Consider the following 19,855-nt stretch of genomic DNA (forward strand, 5'->3'; position numbering starts at 1 on the left):
CTTGTCTATTTGATTGAAGTTACGATAAATTTACACATTTTTTAGTGAATGTTGTTTTGATTTTCCAACCATTAAGAAGTTAAGGGAATTAAGGGGGAATACAACAAAGGCTCTGTTTGTAGAAACCCTTGGCATGGTCAGGCCAAAATAATCAATTAGTTTTGAAACTACATGAAGATTAGAAATGCATTCATGAACAATCTATGGATTGAAAATCTGTATATTTACAAAAAAATTGAGCAATGATAGACTACAAAAATATAATTACCATTGAACCCGGTAAGCGTAGTGGTAAACCATGTATACGGGGGATGCGGATTTCGGTAAGTGATATTTTAGGTTGGATGGCCTCAGGAATGACGGTGCAAGATATCGTATCTGATTTTGACGAATTAACCGAGGAGGATATTTATGCCGCATTAAGTTTTGCTGCTGATAGGGAGAATAGGGTTTATAAAATCGCAATATGAAGTTTTTGTTCGATCAGAATATACCCCACAAATATTAAAATTTATCCCCAGCCAATTTTCGGATTCGAGCTCCGTCAAAAAGGAAGGTTTACTAAATGCTACTGATCGGGAAATTTGGAAATTTGCAAAGGAAAACAACTATGTTATCGTTACCAATTATTCCGATTTTAATGATTTAAATCTGTTATATGGATTTCCACCAAAAATCATTTGGATCCGTACAGGAAATCTTGCAACACAAAATCTATCTAGGCTATTGGTAGAAAATTTGGAAGAAATCCTCAAATTCTATGCAGATGAAGGCTACGGTTGTTTTGAAATAGTTAAACTAAAAAAAGAATAGAAAACCAACCAAAGGTGCCATTTCATGCTTCCTCACCATCACTTCCCAAAACTTGTGGTTTCGGTGTATGGATACATGGATTACCTAACAACTTACTTTTCGCAGGAAAATATAACGTGGGGGGGAAATAATTTCTTTTATAAAACACATTACATATAATGGATTTTAACAGATTCAAGTTTTTTTTGGAAGTATGTAATACTGTATTTACCGATTTTGGATCCAATAAGAAGTTAAGTGAATTAAGAGGAAATATTACCAGAGCAGTATTATTTTTCTCTTCTAAAAATAAGAAATATCATCTTTCATCCCGCATCCCTTCATAACTCATAACCCATCATCCCTCACTCTAAAACTCAAATCCTAAATCCAAAATCAACCATTCGTAATTCGAAATTGAATCATTCGAAATTGAATAACCATTAAGAAGTTAGGAGAATAAAGGGAAAATATTACCTGAACTGTTTTCATCCCACTCTTCCAAAAATCACTCATGTCATTCACTCAATACTCAAAACTCAAAACTCATCACTAAAAAACCCTAAATCCAAATTCTTAAATCTCAAACCAATCATTAGTAATCCCTCATTTTCAACTTTCAATTTTCCATTTTCAATTAATCCCCTCCCCATTCGTAGTTCGAAATTGAATAACCATTAAGAGGTTAGGATATTTAAGGGAAAATATTACCCTTTTATTCTTACCCTTCCAAAAATTAATTATTTTTACTCATCATTCATCACTCAAAAATCCTATATCCTAAATTTTTATCCTGAACCATTTGTGTATCATGAGAAAATAATCATAAATCTTAAAACAAAATTTTCCTTTTCTCACCATTTCCCCCTTTTCGTCTTAGCTTAAAACAAATTCGGAAGTGTGCTCTTTTAATTTGATCTTGAGGTTTTTCCATTTGGAACGGGATACGGCCAACCATTCATCCTCGGATACCCTTACCGACCTGTTGCGCACATCTAATTCCAGTACATGGCTTAAGTTGATAATGCAACTGCGGCTAATCCGTTGGAAATTATCGGGAAGTTCTTTGGCCAATTTTTTTAAAGATTGACAGCAGGAATGGGAGTTACTGCCTTCGCAATGAACAGTACACAGATAATCATCCACCTGTATATGCGTCACCTGGTCTGGGTCAATGTTAAGAATACGGGGCCCGCATTTTAAAACGATTGGATTGTTTACCATAAAAATTAAGATAAAAAGGTTGAACTAGTTTGTTAATATAAAAAAAAAAAACTTACACCTTCCTAATTTTTATATTGTTTTTATTATAAAATATTACATGTTTCAATAAATTTATTGTATTTATTTTATGTTTTAAACGTAATTAATAATTTTTATTTTACAAATTAGATCTAAAAATTGTATTTTATTTTTTAATTATGGCATTTTAAAGTATTCTAAATAAATTTATTCCAACTGCCTTCCGATTAGAGAGTCGTCGATTTTTTTTGGACAAATACCCTCCACCTTTTCCCCATTCCCCCCTCGGCAATTGGGTTTTTAATAAGATGCTTCATTTTTTTCGCAACTTCCTCGATGTCCTTTTCAGGCACTAAGTAGGTGGTAAAATCCTCTTTTACCCCTAATGAGTGTCAGGGATTTTACAATTTCGATGATATTGATGTTGTTTGGGAACCCGGGAAATTTTGAGAAGAGAACGGGACAAATGTAAATCATGAATAAATTCTGGAAGGCTGGTATCGATAGGTAATACAAAAATTACGTATCAACTAATGATAGTAAAGTAATACTACTTAATTTCTGTTACTTTAAATAGTCTTCAATATACCTAATAGAAAGCTTATTGAGGGTATAGAATAAAATTTCCTCAAAATATTCGGAAAAATTTAGATGTGTTTTCATTAAATAGCTTAAAGTTTCTAATAAGTGATATGTGTTATCGTAATCAATTTTATCATTACAATGTTCAGTAATAAATAAGTTGCAAAGTAGATCCCATTTATTAAAGTCTATATTTTTACTAATTATTGTATGTGAATTTTTGACATTAATTTCATTTAAAATACTCTCAAATTGTTTTTGATTATCATAATAAAAACTATATATTTCATTGTTGACATCTTTCCTGTAGTTTTTTCCATAAAAATTCAATATACCTTGGGATGTGTTTTTATTAATTTTCAAAAGAGTTTTCACAGTTTTCACATGTAAGTATATTGAAATTATTATTTTAAAACTTAAATCAGGAATTTTTTTATTTAAATCATCAAAAAATAAATATATTTTTTGATGTGATTCTAATATGTAATAAAATGAAATATTCACAAAATTAATTGTGGTATTGTATTTTTCACACATATTTTTAAGCTCTACATTGGGGTTAATTTTTTTTTTTAGAAGAGATTTATATAAAACCCCATCGTATAAATTAATAGGTTTAGAATGTAAAGCTATTACCTTGTCCAATATAGAAAATATATATTTATTACTATTTAATAATTTAGCCCAAGCTAGTTCAAGCCCCCATCCTGATTGACTTTCATTAAAAGTTTTCAGGCAAATTTTTAATGCCTCTTTAGAAAAAAGTGGACACATAACCTCGATCATAGAGACATTTCTATAAAATGTATAGGGATTGTTTATGGTTACATTATATGTGTAATTAATCGGTTGAATTGAAGGCTGACATAAAGCGATGCTTTTTTCTTGAGCAAAACTAAAAAGAATTTCTATCTCTGAACCAAATATTTCAATATCATCGTCAGGAAGAAAAAAGTACTCATATTTTTCCAATAGCTTTGGATATTTTTTAAAAAATGAATATAAAGTTGGGTATTTATATCCCTCCTGAAAAATTACTACATCTGCTAAATCATGATAAAAATATGATTTCGTTATGTTTTTATCATAATAAATGAGTATAATGTCATAGCTTTCCCTGCTATTTATCCAATTTAAACAAGTTGCAGTTGATCGAGCTCCTACAGTAGTTATTAGTAAAAATTTATTTTCGCTATTTATAATTTTTTCTAAACCCATTATAGATTTATGTAAATGAAATGTATATTTATTGTGGTAAATGTTGTATTAACTTTCAGATCTTCCTAATAATTTGTGCTTGTTCCTGCTGAATTCTTCATAAGAAGTACTCCAATCTGTAAATTCTTTATCTATTTCAAGTTCTGTTTTGAAAATAGAAAATATACCATAAGGCTCATCAAGAAGCGCTGTTTGGATCTTGTCTCCATATTTTGTTCTAAATCCAACACAGGATCGCCAAACATTTCCAGTCCATTCCATTTGTATTCTTGGGACTATTTGCATCAACTCAGTAAATGGATTACAATCATGTAAAAGTATTATACCATTTTGAGATAATGTATTTCAGCTATTTATAATGTCATTTTCTACCTGTTCAGCAATATGAAGTCCATCGATGAAAATCAGGTCAAATTCATTATGTAAGTTTTCAAAAAATGTATCACTTGTCATTCTATATAATTTTTCATTCTTATTGATTTCAATTTGTGGTAAATAGGGGTCAACTCCAATTTTTAAAGGACTTATTATGGATTTAAAATTTTCACCCGTGCCTAGCCCAATTTCCAAATAAGTTCTGTAATTATTTTTAGTGAATATTTCATTGATTATTTTTGTACGTGACTTCATGTTATTAGATGTGATTTATTTATAATTTGTTATTTCTATCTTATAATTTTATTGGACTATTATCTGATTTCATTTTGTGTATTTTTTATAAACAATTTGGGATTTTCATTTAATATTATTATACTATTCTTTTTTTTGACATTTTTTTTAAATGGTATAATTATTTGAAACTATTTTCCGATTTGCTCTTTAAGTTCAGATATAGACATTGATAAGGTTTTGTAGAGTTCTGCATGCTTTAAATCGCTTTGATTTAAACTTTGAAAAGTGCTGTTGACTCCTCTTCCGTGACTCAGGTGAAACAAAGGGCCCTTTATGTGCTGATGCCTATAACCCAGTATCCTCCATCGGTTTGCCCTGTCTCCATCTTCTAGCCCCCAACCATAAAATTTTTCGTTTTCCATTCCCGTATTAATATAGGACTGCCTATGGGCAAAGAATACCCCGCCCACAGGATTTGGTTTGTATAGCACCTTCATCTTTCCCTGATGTTTCATCAATATTCTGATATCTCCTGATTGGATATATAGATCCCGCAGGATTTCAGAGGTATCTAAAAACTTGTCCTGAAAGGGAGTCACAAAATCCGTCTTCCCCTTCCTAAGCAAGCTCATGGTTTCCTCAATTTGTTCTACCGGAACAAAGACATCAGTATCCCAAAGACTTAAAAAAGGGGTTTCGCATATCCCTGCTAGGTTATTGATATATTTCGTTCGGTGAAATATCGCGTCGCTGTCTTGCATAAACCGGTGTTCCACCACCTCTGGAAGCAACTTTCGTAACAATCCGGTATCTCGGTGGGAGGCTTCCAAAATTTTTATCTGGGTATCGAAATTTCCCAAAATAAAATCCACGATGACGAGCGTGTTTTCCAATCGGTCAACCGTGTCTATCCGAAGGGGGATGATAAATGTGACATCTTTAAGGTCTGATTTTTCCTTATCCATTTCGTATTCAATCCACTTTTACCCAGTAACTATCTTTGACATATTCAAGAAAGAGCATTCCCATTCCGGATAGGCCTGTACTCAAGCCAATATTTTTCTTTATTTCCTTGTAAAAACCAACCTCATCCCAGTACACCGATTTCGTTATCTTTTGAATTACCCTTTCCTGAGGAAGTAGTAGGTCGGAAGCCCCAGTAAGTGCTGCCAATTTTCTGCTGATAAATGCCAGACCTGTGATACCATCTGTCGCCAGGATATTCAAATTTCTGAATTCTTCATCCATGATCTTGTTAAGACATATGCTATCCCCAAGTAGATCCGCATGGCTTCGCAATTCGGGTTTGGGTACATGCTCTAAAACACTTTCCAAACCCAATAAGAGGTACATTCTGTTGCTATGCAACATAGGATATAGGGAAGAAACTATTGGTGTCAGAAAGTCCAGAATCCGGTCAATCTTATTGGGATTGATCTGTAATTGTCTTGCTTTCGACATTAGGATTAATAAAAGGGGAAGATCCCAAAACAGGGAAAACAAGGCCGGTTCCCTGCTCTGAAATTGTTCTTCTTCTACCAGTTGGCCGATCCTGTTGATGATTTCAGAAACCACCCGGATATGGATATATCTGTTTACCTTGTCACTGTGATCCAGTGATATTTCCAGCCTATAGGTATAGTAACTCAGGTAACCCAGCAACCCCTGTTTAAGATCAACTGGCAAACTATCCCTATTTTCATTCCAATAGCGGTAGATGCGGTCGTCCACATCTTCTAGAATTTCATCCGGGTCAGCCTCTACAAAATCATTTTTGACCAGATGGCACAGGCCCCAGGCAATGCCGGCCAGCCCATTTTCGAAATCGGTAGTGATGGTAGCATTTCCTGCTGCCTCGTAAACTTCCCCTATGCACCTTTCGGACATGGATTGATGTACGGGATCATTGGTTTCCCGGGCCAGCATAAAATAGAAGATGCTCAGGCCCATCTTTCCATTTAACAGACCAGGCATTTCATTGGAGGAGGCATACTTCACCAGCAAATTATTGATTTCTATGAGTTTTGGGAGCAACTGCTTCATATTTATGGTATTTATGATTTTTATTTACGATCGATTTAATTGGCCATGATTGATTTAAACTTAAAGAAAAGTCGTTCTGCCACACTATGATCCTCGGTAATGATTTCGGCGTTTCCCAAGAGCTCCTGTGTAAACGGTATGGTCAAGTTAAAAGAGGTTCGGGTACCCTCAGGAAGGGAGGCGTAAACCGAATAATTGAATTCATCATCAGGGGAGACCGATACCCTTGTAATGCGTCCAGTAAGAGCCCCGTATTGCTGAAAAGAGAAATTGTCCAATTTGATCAGCACTTTAAGGCCTATGGCCACCTTTCCCGCATTCTGCGCAGGTATCTTCATAGCGCCAATCAGTTCATCCTTTTTTTCAGGAAGCACGGTAAATACCGGTTCACCGGCATTTACCTGTTGGTTGGCACTCCATATTCTCTGAAAGCTGACCACCCCACCTGTGGAGGAACTCATCAGATAGGTATATTCCCAATCCCGGACGGCACGTTTCAAGCCGTGGTAAGACTGGATAAGGCTTTTCAAAGCACGGGTTTCCTCTTCTTTCTTGTTGATTTTCGTGGTGCGTAGTGTTTGGTTCCTCAGATTGAGGGCTTCCTGCATCTGTGAAATGGCAATGGCCATGCCGTTGACCTGCTCCTGGACCTGAAGGTACTCCATCTCCCTGGCCTCAAAGTCCTTGTCGGCAATTACCCCGTCTGCATGAAGGGACTTGTTCCTCTCGTAGTCAATGTGGATTAGCACCAATCTCCGCTCCAACAGCTCCTTTTGGGCGAGCTGTTTTTCGATACGATTGTTGATTTCTATCAGAGCGGCACGACTGCCGTCCAACTGTCCGGTATACGGCTGCAACTCCTGAAGCAGGTGGTATTCCATGTAATTTCGTTCGAATTCCAAGAAAGAAGGCTCCACCTCTCCGAGTACCAAATTGGAAAGGGTATCTATAGGAAAACTATAATTGTTTTCCTTCCCAAAGCCCTTTCTTTCCAACGCATCCTTTAGGCTTAGGATATCCCCGAGGTCGGCAGTGCTTTTGATCCCTGCCAATGGTTGACCTGCTGCGACAGGATCACCATTTTCCACAAAGAGCCTTTCTATCTGACCGGAAGTACGCGCAAGCACCCGCTCCGTCGGCTCCCGGGTGGTCACCAGTACCTTGGCCTGTACAAAATCCGGATATTTGATAAGAAAGGAAAGCGCGATGATCAGACAGGTCAGGATAAAAACCAGGGTGATGCCCCAGCGGATCAGCCAGGCCGGAGGCCGGGTGATGATCTCCTGTACTTCTTCTGACCTGAGATGAAGGTTATCGATATGGGTAGGCTGATCCGGCATGCTTAGGTCGCATTTATTTTTTCCAGCTCCAACTGATTTTTCACCAAATCAAAATAGGCCCCCTGTGAATACAGCAGTTGGTCATGGGTCCCCTGCTCCACTATTTTTCCCTGATCGATAACAATGATCTGATCCGCATTTTTTACCGTACTCAAGCGGTGTGCAATGACCACTACCGTCTTCCCTTTTAGAAAATGCTTTAGGTTTTCCATTACGACGCGTTCGTTTTTGGCGTCGAGTGCCGAGGTGGCCTCATCAAAAAAGAGGATTTGGGGATCCTTGTATACCGCCCGGGAGATAAACAGCCGTTGCTTTTGCCCGGTGCTGATCCCTGCACCTTCATTTCCAATTTTGGTATTAAACCCAAGCGGAAGGGATTGAATGTAATCGTAAATATTGGCGATCCGGGCGGCCTTGAACAACTGTTCCTGATCAATGCGGTCCTGGCCCACGGCTATATTGGCCGCTATGGTATCATTAAACACATATCCTTCCTGCATCACCACCCCGCAATGGTCCCTCCAGCTTCTGGCAGCAATCATTTTCAGGTCATGGTTGCCATAAAGGATCTCTCCTTTGGTGGGTTCATAAAATTTGAGCAACAACTTCATCAGGGTGGTCTTTCCGCTTCCGCTGGCACCAACCACTGCAGTGATTTTCTGAGGAGGTACCGTCAGATTGACCCCCTCCAATACCGGTTCATCGGCACCTATATACCGGAAAGAAAGATTTCTTACTGCCAACTCCTTAGCTGCCCTGACTTTTCGGATATACTGCTTGTCTTTAGCTTCCTCCTCTTCCTTGTTATGAATTTCGTTTAGCCGCTCTAGACTGATACTGGCATCCTGATAGGCCCGGATAAAACCCACAACCTGGGTGATGGGGCTGTTTAGCTGTCCGATGATGTATTGGAGCGAAAGCATCATGCCCAAAGTAAGGTTTCCCTCTATTACCAACACAGCAGAGATAAAGGTGATAAGAATATTTTTGAGCTCATTGATCATAGAAGAACCAACCCCTTGGGTCTGTTCTAAAGACAGGGTCTTAATGGAGACATTAAACAGACTGGCCTGTACAAATTCCCACCTCCAGCGTTTTTGCTTTTCCGCATTGTGCATTTTGATTTCCTGCATGCCGTTGATCAGTTCGATCACTGTGCTTTGTTCCTGGCTCAACTGTGCAAAGCGCTTGTAGTCCAGCTCCCTTCTGCGCTTCATAAAATACAGTACCCAAAGGATGTAGAAAATGCTTCCCCCCAGAAATATTAAAAATATAGTTAGGCTGTAGTAAATGAGTACCGCTCCGAAGACGAAGAAATTAAAAAAGGAAAACAATGTGCTTAGGCTGGTTCCCGTCAGCAGGTTTTCTATCCGGCGATGGTCGCTAATGCGCTGCATGATGTCCCCGGTCATCCGGGTATCGAAATAGGCGATGGGCAGGCTCATCAGCTTGATAAAAAAGTCGGATACCAGGCAGATATTGATCCGGGTACTCAGGTGAAGCAAAATCCAGCTTCGGAACACCTCCACACTGGTACGCCCCATAAAAAGCATCACCTGCGCCATCAGTACCAGGTAGATAAAACCGATATCCTGGTTTTGAATACCCACATCTACGATACTCTGGGTCAAAAAGGGAAAAATAAGCTGCAAGAGACTTCCTACCAGCAGTCCGATACAAAGCTGAACCAACAAGTTTTTGTAATTAAACAAATACCGGAACAGAAAGCGAAGAGAGCGCTTGTCTTCTTCTTCCCATTTCAACCTTTTGAAGTCAGGGGTAACTTCCAGCAACAGGGTGATACCTTCTTTGGTAGCATCATCCGCACCGTTTCCTATCCACCGAGAGATAAATTCAGATTTCGTCAAGTGGATCAGGCCATAGGCGGGATCGGAGAGGTACACTTTATCCTTTTTGATCCTGTACACTACCACAAAGTGATTTTTATCCCAATGAACGATCAGGGGAAGGGGAGCCTCTTTTAGCCTGTTAAAATCAAGCTTTGCACCAATGGTTTTAAAGCCAATGAACTCTGCCGCCTCACTAAGCTTAAGCAGGTTGCTTCCGGATCGGGTGGTTTCCGAATTTTCCCGAATTTCTTGCAGAGAGATCAATTTGCCGTAATGCTTGGCGATGATGCGCAGGCAGGTGGGGCCACAGTCTTTGGCATCGGGTTGTTTGTAAGAAGGAAACTTGGTTTTCAAAACAATTAATGATTTTAAAGTTTTAAAAATCAAAAATTTAAATAAGCTGATTTACCCCGCATACTTTATTGCTTTTTGGGTACCATATCTAGAATTGTCACAAACATTTACCTTGTATTTGCCCAATTCCAACTGAAAGATCCGGATATAATTCATTATATGGATCCTCCATAAACAATAATAAACAATCCTATTTCGAGTACTTAAATATCGATAATAATAAATCCCAATTCATCTGAGAAATTTTGAAATATCCACAGTTTCCCATCTTTTGCAAAATATTTCCCCCATTTATATGATAACTCAGAAATCTCTGATTCAGAGATCAGATTGAATTCGATATCAAAAACAGATAAATAGGTTTTTGTATTTAATGTCTCGGGAAGAAATTCATCTTCTTCTTTTCGGTCTAAGAAAATGCGTCTAGTTGACAAACGTAAATACCGTTCTTTTTGATTATCCCAGACTGGATGATAAAACTTGACTTGCTCTAAATAATTTTGATATTCTTTCTCTACTTGCTCAATTGTTGTAATACTTGAACTGTCAATTTCCTTAACACGTTTAGGAGTTAATTCAGGATCATAATTTACAGTTTTTACAAACTCGCCTTTAGGATTGAAAAGGGCTATTTGGTTTGAAAATTCGTGACTAATAATTATCAAATTATTCTCAGATTTTATATCCACATATGGATTCACAAAAAAATCACCATCTGGATCTTTTACTTCCAAAATTAAATCACTATATGTCTTTTTAGAATCAATATCCAATCGATTGACTGAATTGTCCTGTACTGACAGGGCATCTAGAAAAACTTCTCTATTTTTATTATTATAGCTTAAACCATAAGCCTTTAGATCATTCTTGGCACAAACAAGGATCTCGTTTGTAGGAATATTTTCATATTTTAAACCATTTGAATCAATAGAATTAAACCAATCAATTTTTTTTACTATGCGTCCATTTTTATCAAAAATCGCTGAGCTATAAAAGGATTTAATAAAAAACAAACTGTCATTCAATAAATTAAGACTATAAAAGTTTCCTCCTGTTCCATTAGGACCTTCAGCATCAAAGGAATAATTATTTACAACCTTTAATTTTTCAAGGCTTACTTCATCTATGGAATGATCGAAGCCGTTATATAGAAAAATTGATGCTTTTTCATTATCGAAATCAGAAATCAGGATATATCTAGTCAAATCAAGCAGTTTTCCTTTTGAATCAATGATAACAGTATCAAGCGAATACAATAGATCAAGATCATTCTTTTTATCCTTGTTTTTTTGACATGATTGGGAAATGTATAAAATTACAAGCAATGTTAAATACCTCATATGACACACGTTAAATTAAGAAGAAGCTAAATCTATTAGCTTCTTCAGTATTGAATATTCTGGTCGTTTTAGGATCGTGTTTGACAGACACCCACATCAGCAGTACTACATTCGTCACCAGGACAGCATCTAACAGTAGGAGAGCAGTTATTGATATTACATCCGCTACCTCCATATCCCCCATAGATCTCTGCCAATTGACTCCGCTGTAGCACATCCTCTGCTGCCAGCTGTAATTTTTCTAAATTTAACTTTTTCATTTTTCTTTTATTTGTTGAAGTTTATTGTTTTCCCGGACCACCTAAGGACACCCGGGGTTTGTGCCCATTCATCGCGATTGAATATTTTTGTTTACCTACTTGTAGGCACTTATTTCCTTGATGTCTGCAATACTGTATTCCTTTGGTAATTCATAACCGTTAATAAAATAGGTCGGTGTATGGGTAATCCCTTCCTTTTCACACCAGGCCTTCATGGCCAGAAGTCTTTCCTGCTGTTGGTTGAGCTCTCCATTCATGGGGTAGCGATGGGCAAAAACCGTATAGTCCTTTTTTTCGGCAGTATACCAATGATCCAAAGCTTTCCGTGTAAACTGCTGGTTTTCCTTACTGTTTATGGCTAGAAAATGGTTGATAGTTTTTGTTCTAATATCCTCCATATCTGCATTGGGAAAATAAAGAATTTGCAAGTCAATAATTCCCTCCTCCACCAGTAGTTCTAACTCCGGATGTGCCTTGGCACAGGGGCCACAGTAGGGATTGCACACTTTGATCACCTGGTATCTTGGGGATTCGTTTTTTAATATTATACCTAGGTCCTGAGTTGAGTTTTTTATCTTTTTTGAGCGGGAAAGCAGGCTCTGAAAAATTCCACGATCACTTTTTAATTTTTTTAAGTTTCTTTTGTATGTAAAAAGATCTTCTTTTGTATCAAGGATTGGTCTCTGGTAGATCCATCCCAACTGACTGCCGATAAAAATAAAGGCAAAAACTGAAGCCTGCTGTAATGCTATGGGATGCAGATATAACTGCTGTGCCCAGGCCAATGCCATCTCCAGCAGTAAGAGACTTATCAGAATCAAACAAAGTCGGCACCAATTCTTAAGCTTGAAGGCTTGGTAATAAAGGGAAATTACAACTAGAGGGAACGTAGCCAGACTTAGCCAGGCTAATGTAGTTAGTAAACTAAGCGAAAATATTTGGGTCAGCAGCATCAAGGAGCCGGCAAAGAAGTAAGCAAAAGCCAGGGAACCGGGGCTGATTGCACCATCGGCAAATTTGAAAGCTGTACTGTCTAAGACCGTGTTGCAGTCTACCGTCCCTCCTCCGGGGCAGAATTTTTGAACCAATGAGTTTTCCTTGTCAATTTCCCGCCATAGAATCAATACTGAAACGCCCAATCCGGCCATCTTCAAAACCAAGTAGCCAAAACCAGCAAGCCAATACCAACTTCCCATCATTTCAATCAATCCGGAACCAATTGAAATAAAAGCGAATAGGGCAATTCCACCCATCAGAAATGCTTTAATTTTCCCCTGCAGCACCCTTTCTTCAATTCCTGGCTCGGCCGAGTTTTCATTTCTTTCCACCACCAATACCACCCCAGTCCAACTTTTCATGAAAGCCTCCCTGTCCACTTTGATTTCCTTCCCCTTTTCATCATAGCCGGAAACGGTTTTTTCCGAAATATGGAAGAGTGCATGAAAAAAATTGGTTCCTTGTACCGAAACCTGAACGATACAGGGCAAGGGAACCTCATCCAGCTTTTCTTTCCCAATTTTAAGTGAAACCTGACTGATGTTATACTTTTCCAACACATCCGAGACCGTCAACAGACTGGGGAAATGCGGGTGGGAGAGCACCTCCTCTTTCAGGAATTTTCCGGTAAACCGAACTTGAAGCAACTCAAGGATTTTTTTGGAAGCTTGAAAACAATTGTTCATTTGGATTGGAGTTTAAAACATTCACAAAGCTTGAGGGATTCCAATTCTTTTGTTTAAGTAAATCATGTTTTTGTAATAAATACTTGTCAATCTAACTGTTTTACTTAAAAATATGAATACGAATAATGCTGTTTCCCGTGAATGGTAGGTTTTATCTTGTGAATGGACAGTTTTTCCTCGTAAGCTGTTTTTGAAGTTTTGTTACTATTTTGTAATTGATTGGTTTTAAAGATACTAAACGTTATGAGTTTGCTTTTTTGAACCTATAATTATCATCCTGTTGTTTTATTAGATTGGGTATGGTTTTTACTGAGAAAACAATTTATGGATTGGTTTTGACAATGCTATTTTAGATGTAGTTCGGTTATAAGAAATGGCCGAGGTAAAATCCCTTCACGTATAACAAAAAAAGTAACTCTGTTAATATATGGGTAATAATTTGTTAACTTTGTTAATTTAACAATGTATGTGTTAGATGCCGAAAATATTTCCCCTTTTCAGGGCTTGGTGGAACGGTCGAAATGGTATTCAAAAAAGAAAACCCAAAGAACAACAACCTAGGACCTGATCAATCAGTTCAGGGCTATAATTTGGACCGATTCGGTCAAAATCAATTTATCCGACTTCATTGCAATGGAGAATAATCAGCGAGGAGCCAAAAATAAACCCGTCTAACCTGTTTTATGCACTTAATTATCCAAACTTAAGAGCCGGTTTTCATAAAGAAAACCGGCAATATTTGACTCTGTGAACCGTTTATTTTAACTCGATAGTATTTAAGGAATACCTTGGTTATTAGACGAAATAAATATTTTGACTAATAACCACTAGTGGCAACTATAAGTGTAACACTGAGGGTGCGCATAACAAGCAGGACCAGCGACTATTTGGCATTGAGACATTGGAGTACCTGGTGCAACATTTAAGGTATCAACAGTTGTACCAGTACTACCATACAAATAACATACAGAACATGTTTCAGAGGTGAGTCCTATACTATTTCCTCCAATTAATTTTTTCATTTGCTCCTTAGTCAAATTATCTCCTAAATGTGAAACAAGCGATTTAATACTTTTCTTTTTCATAATAGTAAATTTAGGTTAATATTATAATATCAAAATATTTTTTATATTGAAGTCAATTAATTATATTTAATCAATTCATATATATAAGCTGTCTGATGATCTATTTCGATTTCGTAATCTTGGAGAACTAGCCATTTGTTTTCACCAATATACAATGTGTTATAGGGGTTTAACTTTGTGGAGTTATGTTCTGGTAATGATATTCCAGAATCAATAACTTTCATTTCCTTAATTATTGCCCCAAAATTTTTGGATTCATCTGAATAATACCAAATGTCATCTTCAGGGAAATATTTATCTGGAATTCCATTTCTATACATAATAAATATAGTATTATTTTCAGTATAAAAAATGTCATATATTTGGCTGTTTATTGCTGATAATTGAATTAGTATATTTCTGTTTAGGGTAATTTCAGGATTTTCTTTTAGTTGAGAACTTCTATTGTTTTTAGGGTTATCTAATTCTTTTTCACTTACTCCTTTCGGCTCTTTAAAATAGTTTATATCAAGTTGGGAATGCTGGAATAGTAACAATTTATTGCTTTTATTAATTTTATAATTATATAGAGAAGGTTCATTTTGATATATTACCCAAATATTGCCTGAATCATCAATGTCAAATATGACATTGAAATTTGGATATATCTCATCACTTTTATTTATGCTTCCTCTTTCATACTCAATCTCATCAATGATTTCAGAAATTCCAAGCTCAATATCAAATTTTCTTATTTGAATAATGCTTATGGTGTCTAGAACTTCGGTTTTTCTACTACTTCCCAGAACTACCTCCGTTACAGGGATAGGGTTTATCCATATTGAGTCATTCATAAATAGTAATTTATTTTTGATTCCGCCACCTGTGCCAATATAAAAAGGATTTTGATAGGAGTTTTTCCAAGTTTTACTATTTTTAATATCAAACTTGATTAGGTTTTTATTGTCTTGAATATAAATCTTATTTTTGTAAATACCTGCTTGTAAAATATTGTGAGAATATTCCTCAGGCCCTTCTCCTTGATTATTGAAATTTGACAGTATTTCACCATTTGCTCTTATCAAGTAAAACTTGTTTTCAACTTGAGAATAACATAGAAATTTTTCATTTTCTAATTTTTTGCTGAGAAACTGTAACTTGTATGGTATGCCAATTTTGATAGAGTCCATTAATTCAAACTTGTAATCTGACCTTTCTGTGTGTTCAACAGTAACTGGATTACAACTTAACCACAATAGTATATAAACTAGTACTATAATATTAATATTTTTCATTTAATATTGAACTATTATATAATGAACTAAACATAATATAATTCATTGTTGTTGATATTTCATAATTTAATTGAAGATGCTTTTTAAACATTGTTAATAATGTTTCTATGCCATCAATTGTTTTAACTTGGTTATTAATTCTTGATATCATAAAATCATTTATTGTCGAATTTAAATATTGAATATTAATTTCTTTATATTCATCATGATTGCTTTCATTCATTAAAGTATTAATTAGCCTACTTAGATATTCGAAACTTATAAAATTATTTTTGATAAGATTATATCTTATTTTAATATTTGTAAAAATTATTTTTACAACTTCTATTTTTAAATTTAGTTTTTTAATAAATTTAAATAGTGTGATATAAATTATAATTATAATTAGAAATTTTAATTCTGTATTCAATATTTTTTGGTTTATATACTTTAAATATTTGTATAATTGTTGTAAATTACTAGACTTGTATGAAAAATGAATTTCTTTAATTCCACTTTTACCTTAAATTTTTTGTGCAATAGTATTTGTTCTTCATTGGGTTTAATTTTTTTATAACGTAATTTATTGTATAAATCTCCATTTAATATATTCATCGGTTTAGTGTGATGAGCAACTACTAAATCAAATATTGCTATTTTACATCCATTCCTTTTCAATATTTTCCCCCATACTTCTCCTAATCCCCATCCGGAATTACTTAATTTAAAGGTATTTAAGCATTTTTTTAGTGCGTTATTAGAAAAAATAGGACACATCACATCTATCCCTGTAACTATTCTGTATTTAGTTTGTGGGTAATTAATTGAAATCCCCATAATAGCGTTTTCTATGTGCAATGAAGGTTGGCATAGTGAAATATTCATTTTTTTCACAAATTTGAATATTTTATTGATTTCATTTGATGTTATTTTTACATCTTCATCAGGTAAAAAGAAATAGTCATAATTAATTAATAGTTCTTTATTTTCCTTAAATAAATTATATATTAGAGGGTATTTAAATCCTTCTATTAATTTATAATAGTTTGAATTAATATTATAATATGGGTTATCTTTTCCATCATATATTAATATTATTATGTCATATTTTTTTGAAGATGAATACCATAATTTTAAATTTTCAACTCCTTTTCGACCTATTGTTGTTATTAATAAATTATTATTTTTGGATTTTGTTTTAAAATTCATTATGTTAAATTTTTTTTATTAATTTTATCTTATATAAATAGTGAATTGGTTTCAATGAATTTTTTATTATTTTTATAAATTTTTCTCTTTAAAAGAGATTCCTTAGCTTTTTTATTGGTCCGTACTATGATAAGATGTGGGAACCTTATTCAACATATCCCTTCCGGTTTTATGCGAAATCCCGCCGTTATTATATTTTTCAAACCTTTTAGAAACTGTTTGTATGCTGGGGTAACGGGGGTGGGAGAGTATTTCTTCTTTCAGATATCCGTTACAAAACCTATTTTTTAACAGCTAGGAGATTTTTTTGAAAGTTTGAAAACAATTGATCTTTTTGATTTGAGGTTAAAATAATTTATTAGCTTTAAGTATTTCTATAATTTCGTTTTATTAAATTATGTTTTTGAAATAATAATAATTCAATCTAACTGTTTAATTTTTAAAATTGAATAGGAATAATGCTATTTCCCGTAAATGGCAGGTTTTATCCCGTGAATGGGCAGTTTTTTCCCGAAAGCTGTCATCAGGGGTTTGGCTTAAGGGGTAATCATTAAGGTGTTAGGTGTTTAGGGTTTACCTTTTTATGTACCGCCATGGGTCCTCTTCATTTATGGGTTTTTGATTAATTAGTCCTTTTGGGATTGAGGTCATTATTGATTTTAGTAGGGGATAAAGGAGGTTGTGGAAACATGGATGGAGTGAAGAATCAAATATAATTAAAGACAAACTCTGCTAGGCTTTTATTCTTTTTAGAGGATAGTGTTGTTTTTTTAGATAGTTTTCAAATTCTTCAGGGGAAAGTATTTTCGCTGTTTTAAATGGATTAAGTTCTAATAAATCCTTATCGCCCGTTACCAAAAAATCAGCTTTTAAAAATCTATTAAATCCAACAAAAAATTATCTTTAGGATCACGATTAATGAAATGTGTAGGTTGAATCTCTACTTTTTTTCATACATTTCTTGTCGAACGATTTCCACTTCTTCCGTTATGGTTTTCATGTCAAGATCATTTGTCCTGAATGATTTTAACAAACGGGAAAGTTTGCTGTCAATCGCTTCTTTCTCCAACTCCCTGGTAAGCTTGATTTTTTGCTTTTTGGGAAGTTGTCGAACTATCGACAATATTTGCTCGAAGGTTAAATCTATTTGTAATGCCGTTTTCATTCTACTTTAAACTTGATTCTTAATCAAATTTACAAAAAAAGACCGACAAAAGTTTTGCTATTTCTTTTTTAGTGTTCAATAAAAGGGTTTTAGACGCAGCATGCCATTACGCCTCACTATCCCTGGGAATTTTTTATTTCCACCACCCAAACTTCCTCTGCAGGGCTTTCCAAAACCAGGTAAACCTCACTCTGATTGCTTGAACTAAAGTAGCTGCTTCGCCAATGTAGGGGTAGCTGTTGGATGGTGCTTTCTTTGACCAACCCTTCCCAACTCGCCCCAATCATGGGTTGGCCTCGGTAGAAAACCTAAAAAAAGTCCTTCAAAGTGTTTTTGACAGGTTATTGTCAAAAACCAATACCCCTGGTTCTTCATCCACAGTAATCCCGAATATAATTTCTATTGGCTTTATATACGGTAAAGACCCTGAACCCAGTCTCAGGGTATAACTTAAAATTCGCTGAAAATAAATTGAATAAGCTAGGAATTTGTATTTACTCAATATATTAAGTTATTTTACTTAATATATTGAGTAAAATTATTATGTCATACCAAAGGATAGAAAAAGCAGGTTTGTTGAAACGGCTGAACGATGAGCCCAGGAGGTATATACAGGTCATCTACGGACCTCGACAGGTAGGTAAGACCACCTTGGTAAGGCAGATTATGGAAGACCTGGATTATCCTCATCTGTTGCTGGCGGCTGATGCAGTTCCTGCGGGAGATGGTTTGTGGATCGCGCAGAACTGGGAATCCGCCCGGGTCCGACAGCAACAGCAAGCTGACAAACCTTTTCTTTTGGTAATCGATGAGGTCCAGAAAATCAACAATTGGTCTGAGCAGGTCAAAGCCGAATGGGACAAAGATGCGTTTGATGGCAGGGATATCAGGGTTGTTTTGTTGGGCTCCTCAAGGTTGATGCTGCAGCAGGGGCTCACTGAATCTTTGGCAGGAAGGTTTGAATCCACATACCTGGGGCATTGGTCCTACAAGGAAATGAAGGATGCCTTTGGTCTGACGGCCGAGGAGTTTGTGTGGTTTGGAGGATATCCGGGTGCAATTACCCTAAAACAAGATGAAGACCGATGGAAAAGCTATGTCAGGGATGCACTTTTGGAAACGAGTATCTCCAAGGACATCCTGATGCTAACCCGGGTGGATAAACCTGCCCTGATGAAGCGTTTGTTTGAATTGGGTTCGGCCTTTTCCGGACAGATTTTGAGTTATACCAAAATCATGGGACAACTAACCGAAGCAGGCAATACCACCACCCTGGCCAATTACCTGGAATTACTCAATGATGCCGGCCTGCTGGGGGGCATTGAAAAGTACAGTCCCAACATGATCAGGAAACGCGCTTCCAGTCCCAAATTTCAGGTTCATAATACAGCGATCATGTCAGGGATTTCCAGCGAAAGTCTTGACACGTTACTTAAAAACCATGAAGCCTGGGGAAGGTGGGTGGAATCTGCCGTAGGTGCTCACCTGATCAATCAGGCATTCAAAAACAAAAAGCTAACTATCTACTATTGGCGGGAAGGCAATGATGAGGTGGATTATGTAGTTGCGTACAACAAGCAGGTGATTGCGCTTGAAGTGAAATCCGGGAAAACAGGAAAGCTATCCGGCTTGGGGGCTTTTGATAAAAAATTCAAACCTGAAAAATCCCTCCTGATTGGGGACGCAGGGATTCATTGGCAAGAATTTTTGCAAATGAATGTGTTGGATTTGTTTTAAAGGGCAGTACTTGTGGCGTTCATTTATTGGTTTACCAAGAATAAAAATAGTTTATAAACAACAGAAAATCAATTATTAAAAACATTAATTC

Annotated in this window: 20 protein-coding genes; 3 read left to right on the top strand and 17 right to left on the bottom strand. The window is 35.9% G+C overall.

Annotated features, from left to right (window positions below; all coding sequences use genetic code 11):
* Window positions 1–242 precede the first annotated feature (242 nt).
* The gene (locus tag DB520_RS06900; protein WP_198675257.1) at window positions 243–470 is read left to right on the top strand and encodes a DUF433 domain-containing protein; all 228 of its coding nucleotides are present in this window, start codon (window positions 243–245) and stop codon (window positions 468–470) included.
* Window positions 427–813 carry a DUF5615 family PIN-like protein gene (locus DB520_RS06905; RefSeq protein WP_232834874.1) on the top strand — a complete coding sequence of 129 codons (387 nt, stop codon included), beginning with the start codon at window positions 427–429 and terminating at the stop codon, window positions 811–813. The genes DB520_RS06900 and DB520_RS06905 overlap by 44 nt, the downstream gene beginning before the upstream one ends.
* Window positions 814–1,668: 855 nt before the next feature.
* Here the strand turns inward: DB520_RS06905 and DB520_RS06910 are convergent.
* The 17 genes from DB520_RS06910 to DB520_RS26550 form a co-directional block, all read right to left on the bottom strand.
* Window positions 1,669–2,016 carry a LytR/AlgR family response regulator transcription factor gene (locus DB520_RS06910; protein ID WP_114748966.1) on the bottom strand — a complete coding sequence of 116 codons (348 nt, stop codon included), beginning with the start codon at window positions 2,014–2,016 and terminating at the stop codon, window positions 1,669–1,671.
* Between the two features lie 582 nt (window positions 2,017–2,598).
* Window positions 2,599–3,834, bottom strand: a complete 1,236-nt coding sequence (locus tag DB520_RS06915) for a DUF707 domain-containing protein (protein ID WP_114748967.1) — start codon at window positions 3,832–3,834, stop codon at window positions 2,599–2,601.
* A 48-nt stretch (window positions 3,835–3,882) separates the two neighbouring features.
* Entirely contained in the window at window positions 3,883–4,119 is a 237-nt protein-coding gene (locus DB520_RS06920; RefSeq protein WP_157971963.1) for a hypothetical protein, read from the bottom strand.
* 60 nt (window positions 4,120–4,179) lie between these two features.
* Window positions 4,180–4,464, bottom strand: coding sequence for a class I SAM-dependent methyltransferase (locus DB520_RS06925; RefSeq protein ID WP_114748969.1), 285 nt, complete (start codon window positions 4,462–4,464; stop codon window positions 4,180–4,182).
* 170 nt (window positions 4,465–4,634) lie between these two features.
* Window positions 4,635–5,411: a galactosyltransferase-related protein gene (locus DB520_RS06930; RefSeq protein ID WP_114748970.1), complete on the bottom strand. Its 777-nt coding sequence runs from the start codon at window positions 5,409–5,411 to the stop codon at window positions 4,635–4,637.
* Between the two features lie 7 nt (window positions 5,412–5,418).
* Window positions 5,419–6,489 carry a glycoside hydrolase family protein gene (locus DB520_RS06935; RefSeq protein ID WP_114748971.1) on the bottom strand — a complete coding sequence of 357 codons (1,071 nt, stop codon included), beginning with the start codon at window positions 6,487–6,489 and terminating at the stop codon, window positions 5,419–5,421.
* Between the two features lie 35 nt (window positions 6,490–6,524).
* On the bottom strand, window positions 6,525–7,829 hold the full coding sequence (locus DB520_RS06940; RefSeq protein WP_114748972.1) for an HlyD family secretion protein: 1,305 nt from the start codon (window positions 7,827–7,829) through the stop codon (window positions 6,525–6,527).
* Window positions 7,830–7,831: 2 nt separating this feature from the next.
* Complete coding sequence (locus DB520_RS06945; RefSeq protein ID WP_114748973.1) at window positions 7,832–10,033, bottom strand: peptidase domain-containing ABC transporter; 2,202 nt, start codon at window positions 10,031–10,033, stop codon at window positions 7,832–7,834.
* 203 nt (window positions 10,034–10,236) lie between these two features.
* Window positions 10,237–11,373, bottom strand: a complete 1,137-nt coding sequence (locus DB520_RS06950) for a DUF4221 family protein (RefSeq protein WP_114748974.1) — start codon at window positions 11,371–11,373, stop codon at window positions 10,237–10,239.
* Window positions 11,374–11,441: 68 nt separating this feature from the next.
* Window positions 11,442–11,633, bottom strand: a complete 192-nt coding sequence (locus tag DB520_RS06955) for a hypothetical protein (protein ID WP_157971964.1) — start codon at window positions 11,631–11,633, stop codon at window positions 11,442–11,444.
* Between the two features lie 95 nt (window positions 11,634–11,728).
* Window positions 11,729–13,315, bottom strand: coding sequence for a vitamin K epoxide reductase family protein (locus DB520_RS06960; protein ID WP_114748976.1), 1,587 nt, complete (start codon window positions 13,313–13,315; stop codon window positions 11,729–11,731).
* 827 nt (window positions 13,316–14,142) lie between these two features.
* On the bottom strand, window positions 14,143–14,400 hold the full coding sequence (locus tag DB520_RS27215; protein ID WP_157971965.1) for a hypothetical protein: 258 nt from the start codon (window positions 14,398–14,400) through the stop codon (window positions 14,143–14,145).
* A gap of 56 nt (window positions 14,401–14,456) precedes the next feature.
* Entirely contained in the window at window positions 14,457–15,674 is a 1,218-nt protein-coding gene (locus DB520_RS06965) for a hypothetical protein (RefSeq protein WP_114748977.1), read from the bottom strand.
* The gene (locus DB520_RS06970) at window positions 15,661–16,083 is read right to left on the bottom strand and encodes a hypothetical protein (protein WP_114748978.1); all 423 of its coding nucleotides are present in this window, start codon (window positions 16,081–16,083) and stop codon (window positions 15,661–15,663) included. The genes DB520_RS06965 and DB520_RS06970 overlap by 14 nt, the downstream gene beginning before the upstream one ends.
* 20 nt (window positions 16,084–16,103) lie before the next feature.
* Complete coding sequence (locus DB520_RS06975; RefSeq protein ID WP_114748979.1) at window positions 16,104–16,862, bottom strand: DUF707 domain-containing protein; 759 nt, start codon at window positions 16,860–16,862, stop codon at window positions 16,104–16,106.
* Window positions 16,863–17,802: 940 nt separating this feature from the next.
* Window positions 17,803–18,027: a type II toxin-antitoxin system VapB15 family antitoxin gene (gene vap15, locus DB520_RS06980; protein ID WP_114748980.1), complete on the bottom strand. Its 225-nt coding sequence runs from the start codon at window positions 18,025–18,027 to the stop codon at window positions 17,803–17,805.
* Between the two features lie 116 nt (window positions 18,028–18,143).
* Window positions 18,144–18,314 (bottom strand): hypothetical protein, encoded by a 171-nt coding sequence (locus DB520_RS26550; protein ID WP_157971966.1) that lies wholly within the window; start codon window positions 18,312–18,314, stop codon window positions 18,144–18,146.
* Between the two features lie 256 nt (window positions 18,315–18,570).
* On the opposite strand from DB520_RS26550, the gene DB520_RS06985 reads away from it, so the two are divergent.
* Entirely contained in the window at window positions 18,571–19,764 is a 1,194-nt protein-coding gene (locus tag DB520_RS06985) for an ATP-binding protein (RefSeq protein ID WP_114748981.1), read from the top strand.
* The last annotated feature ends 91 nt before the right edge of the window (window positions 19,765–19,855 follow it).

The organism is Pleomorphovibrio marinus, assembly GCF_003347495.1.
Taxonomy (GTDB): Bacteria; Bacteroidota; Bacteroidia; order Cytophagales; family Cyclobacteriaceae; genus Pleomorphovibrio; species Pleomorphovibrio marinus.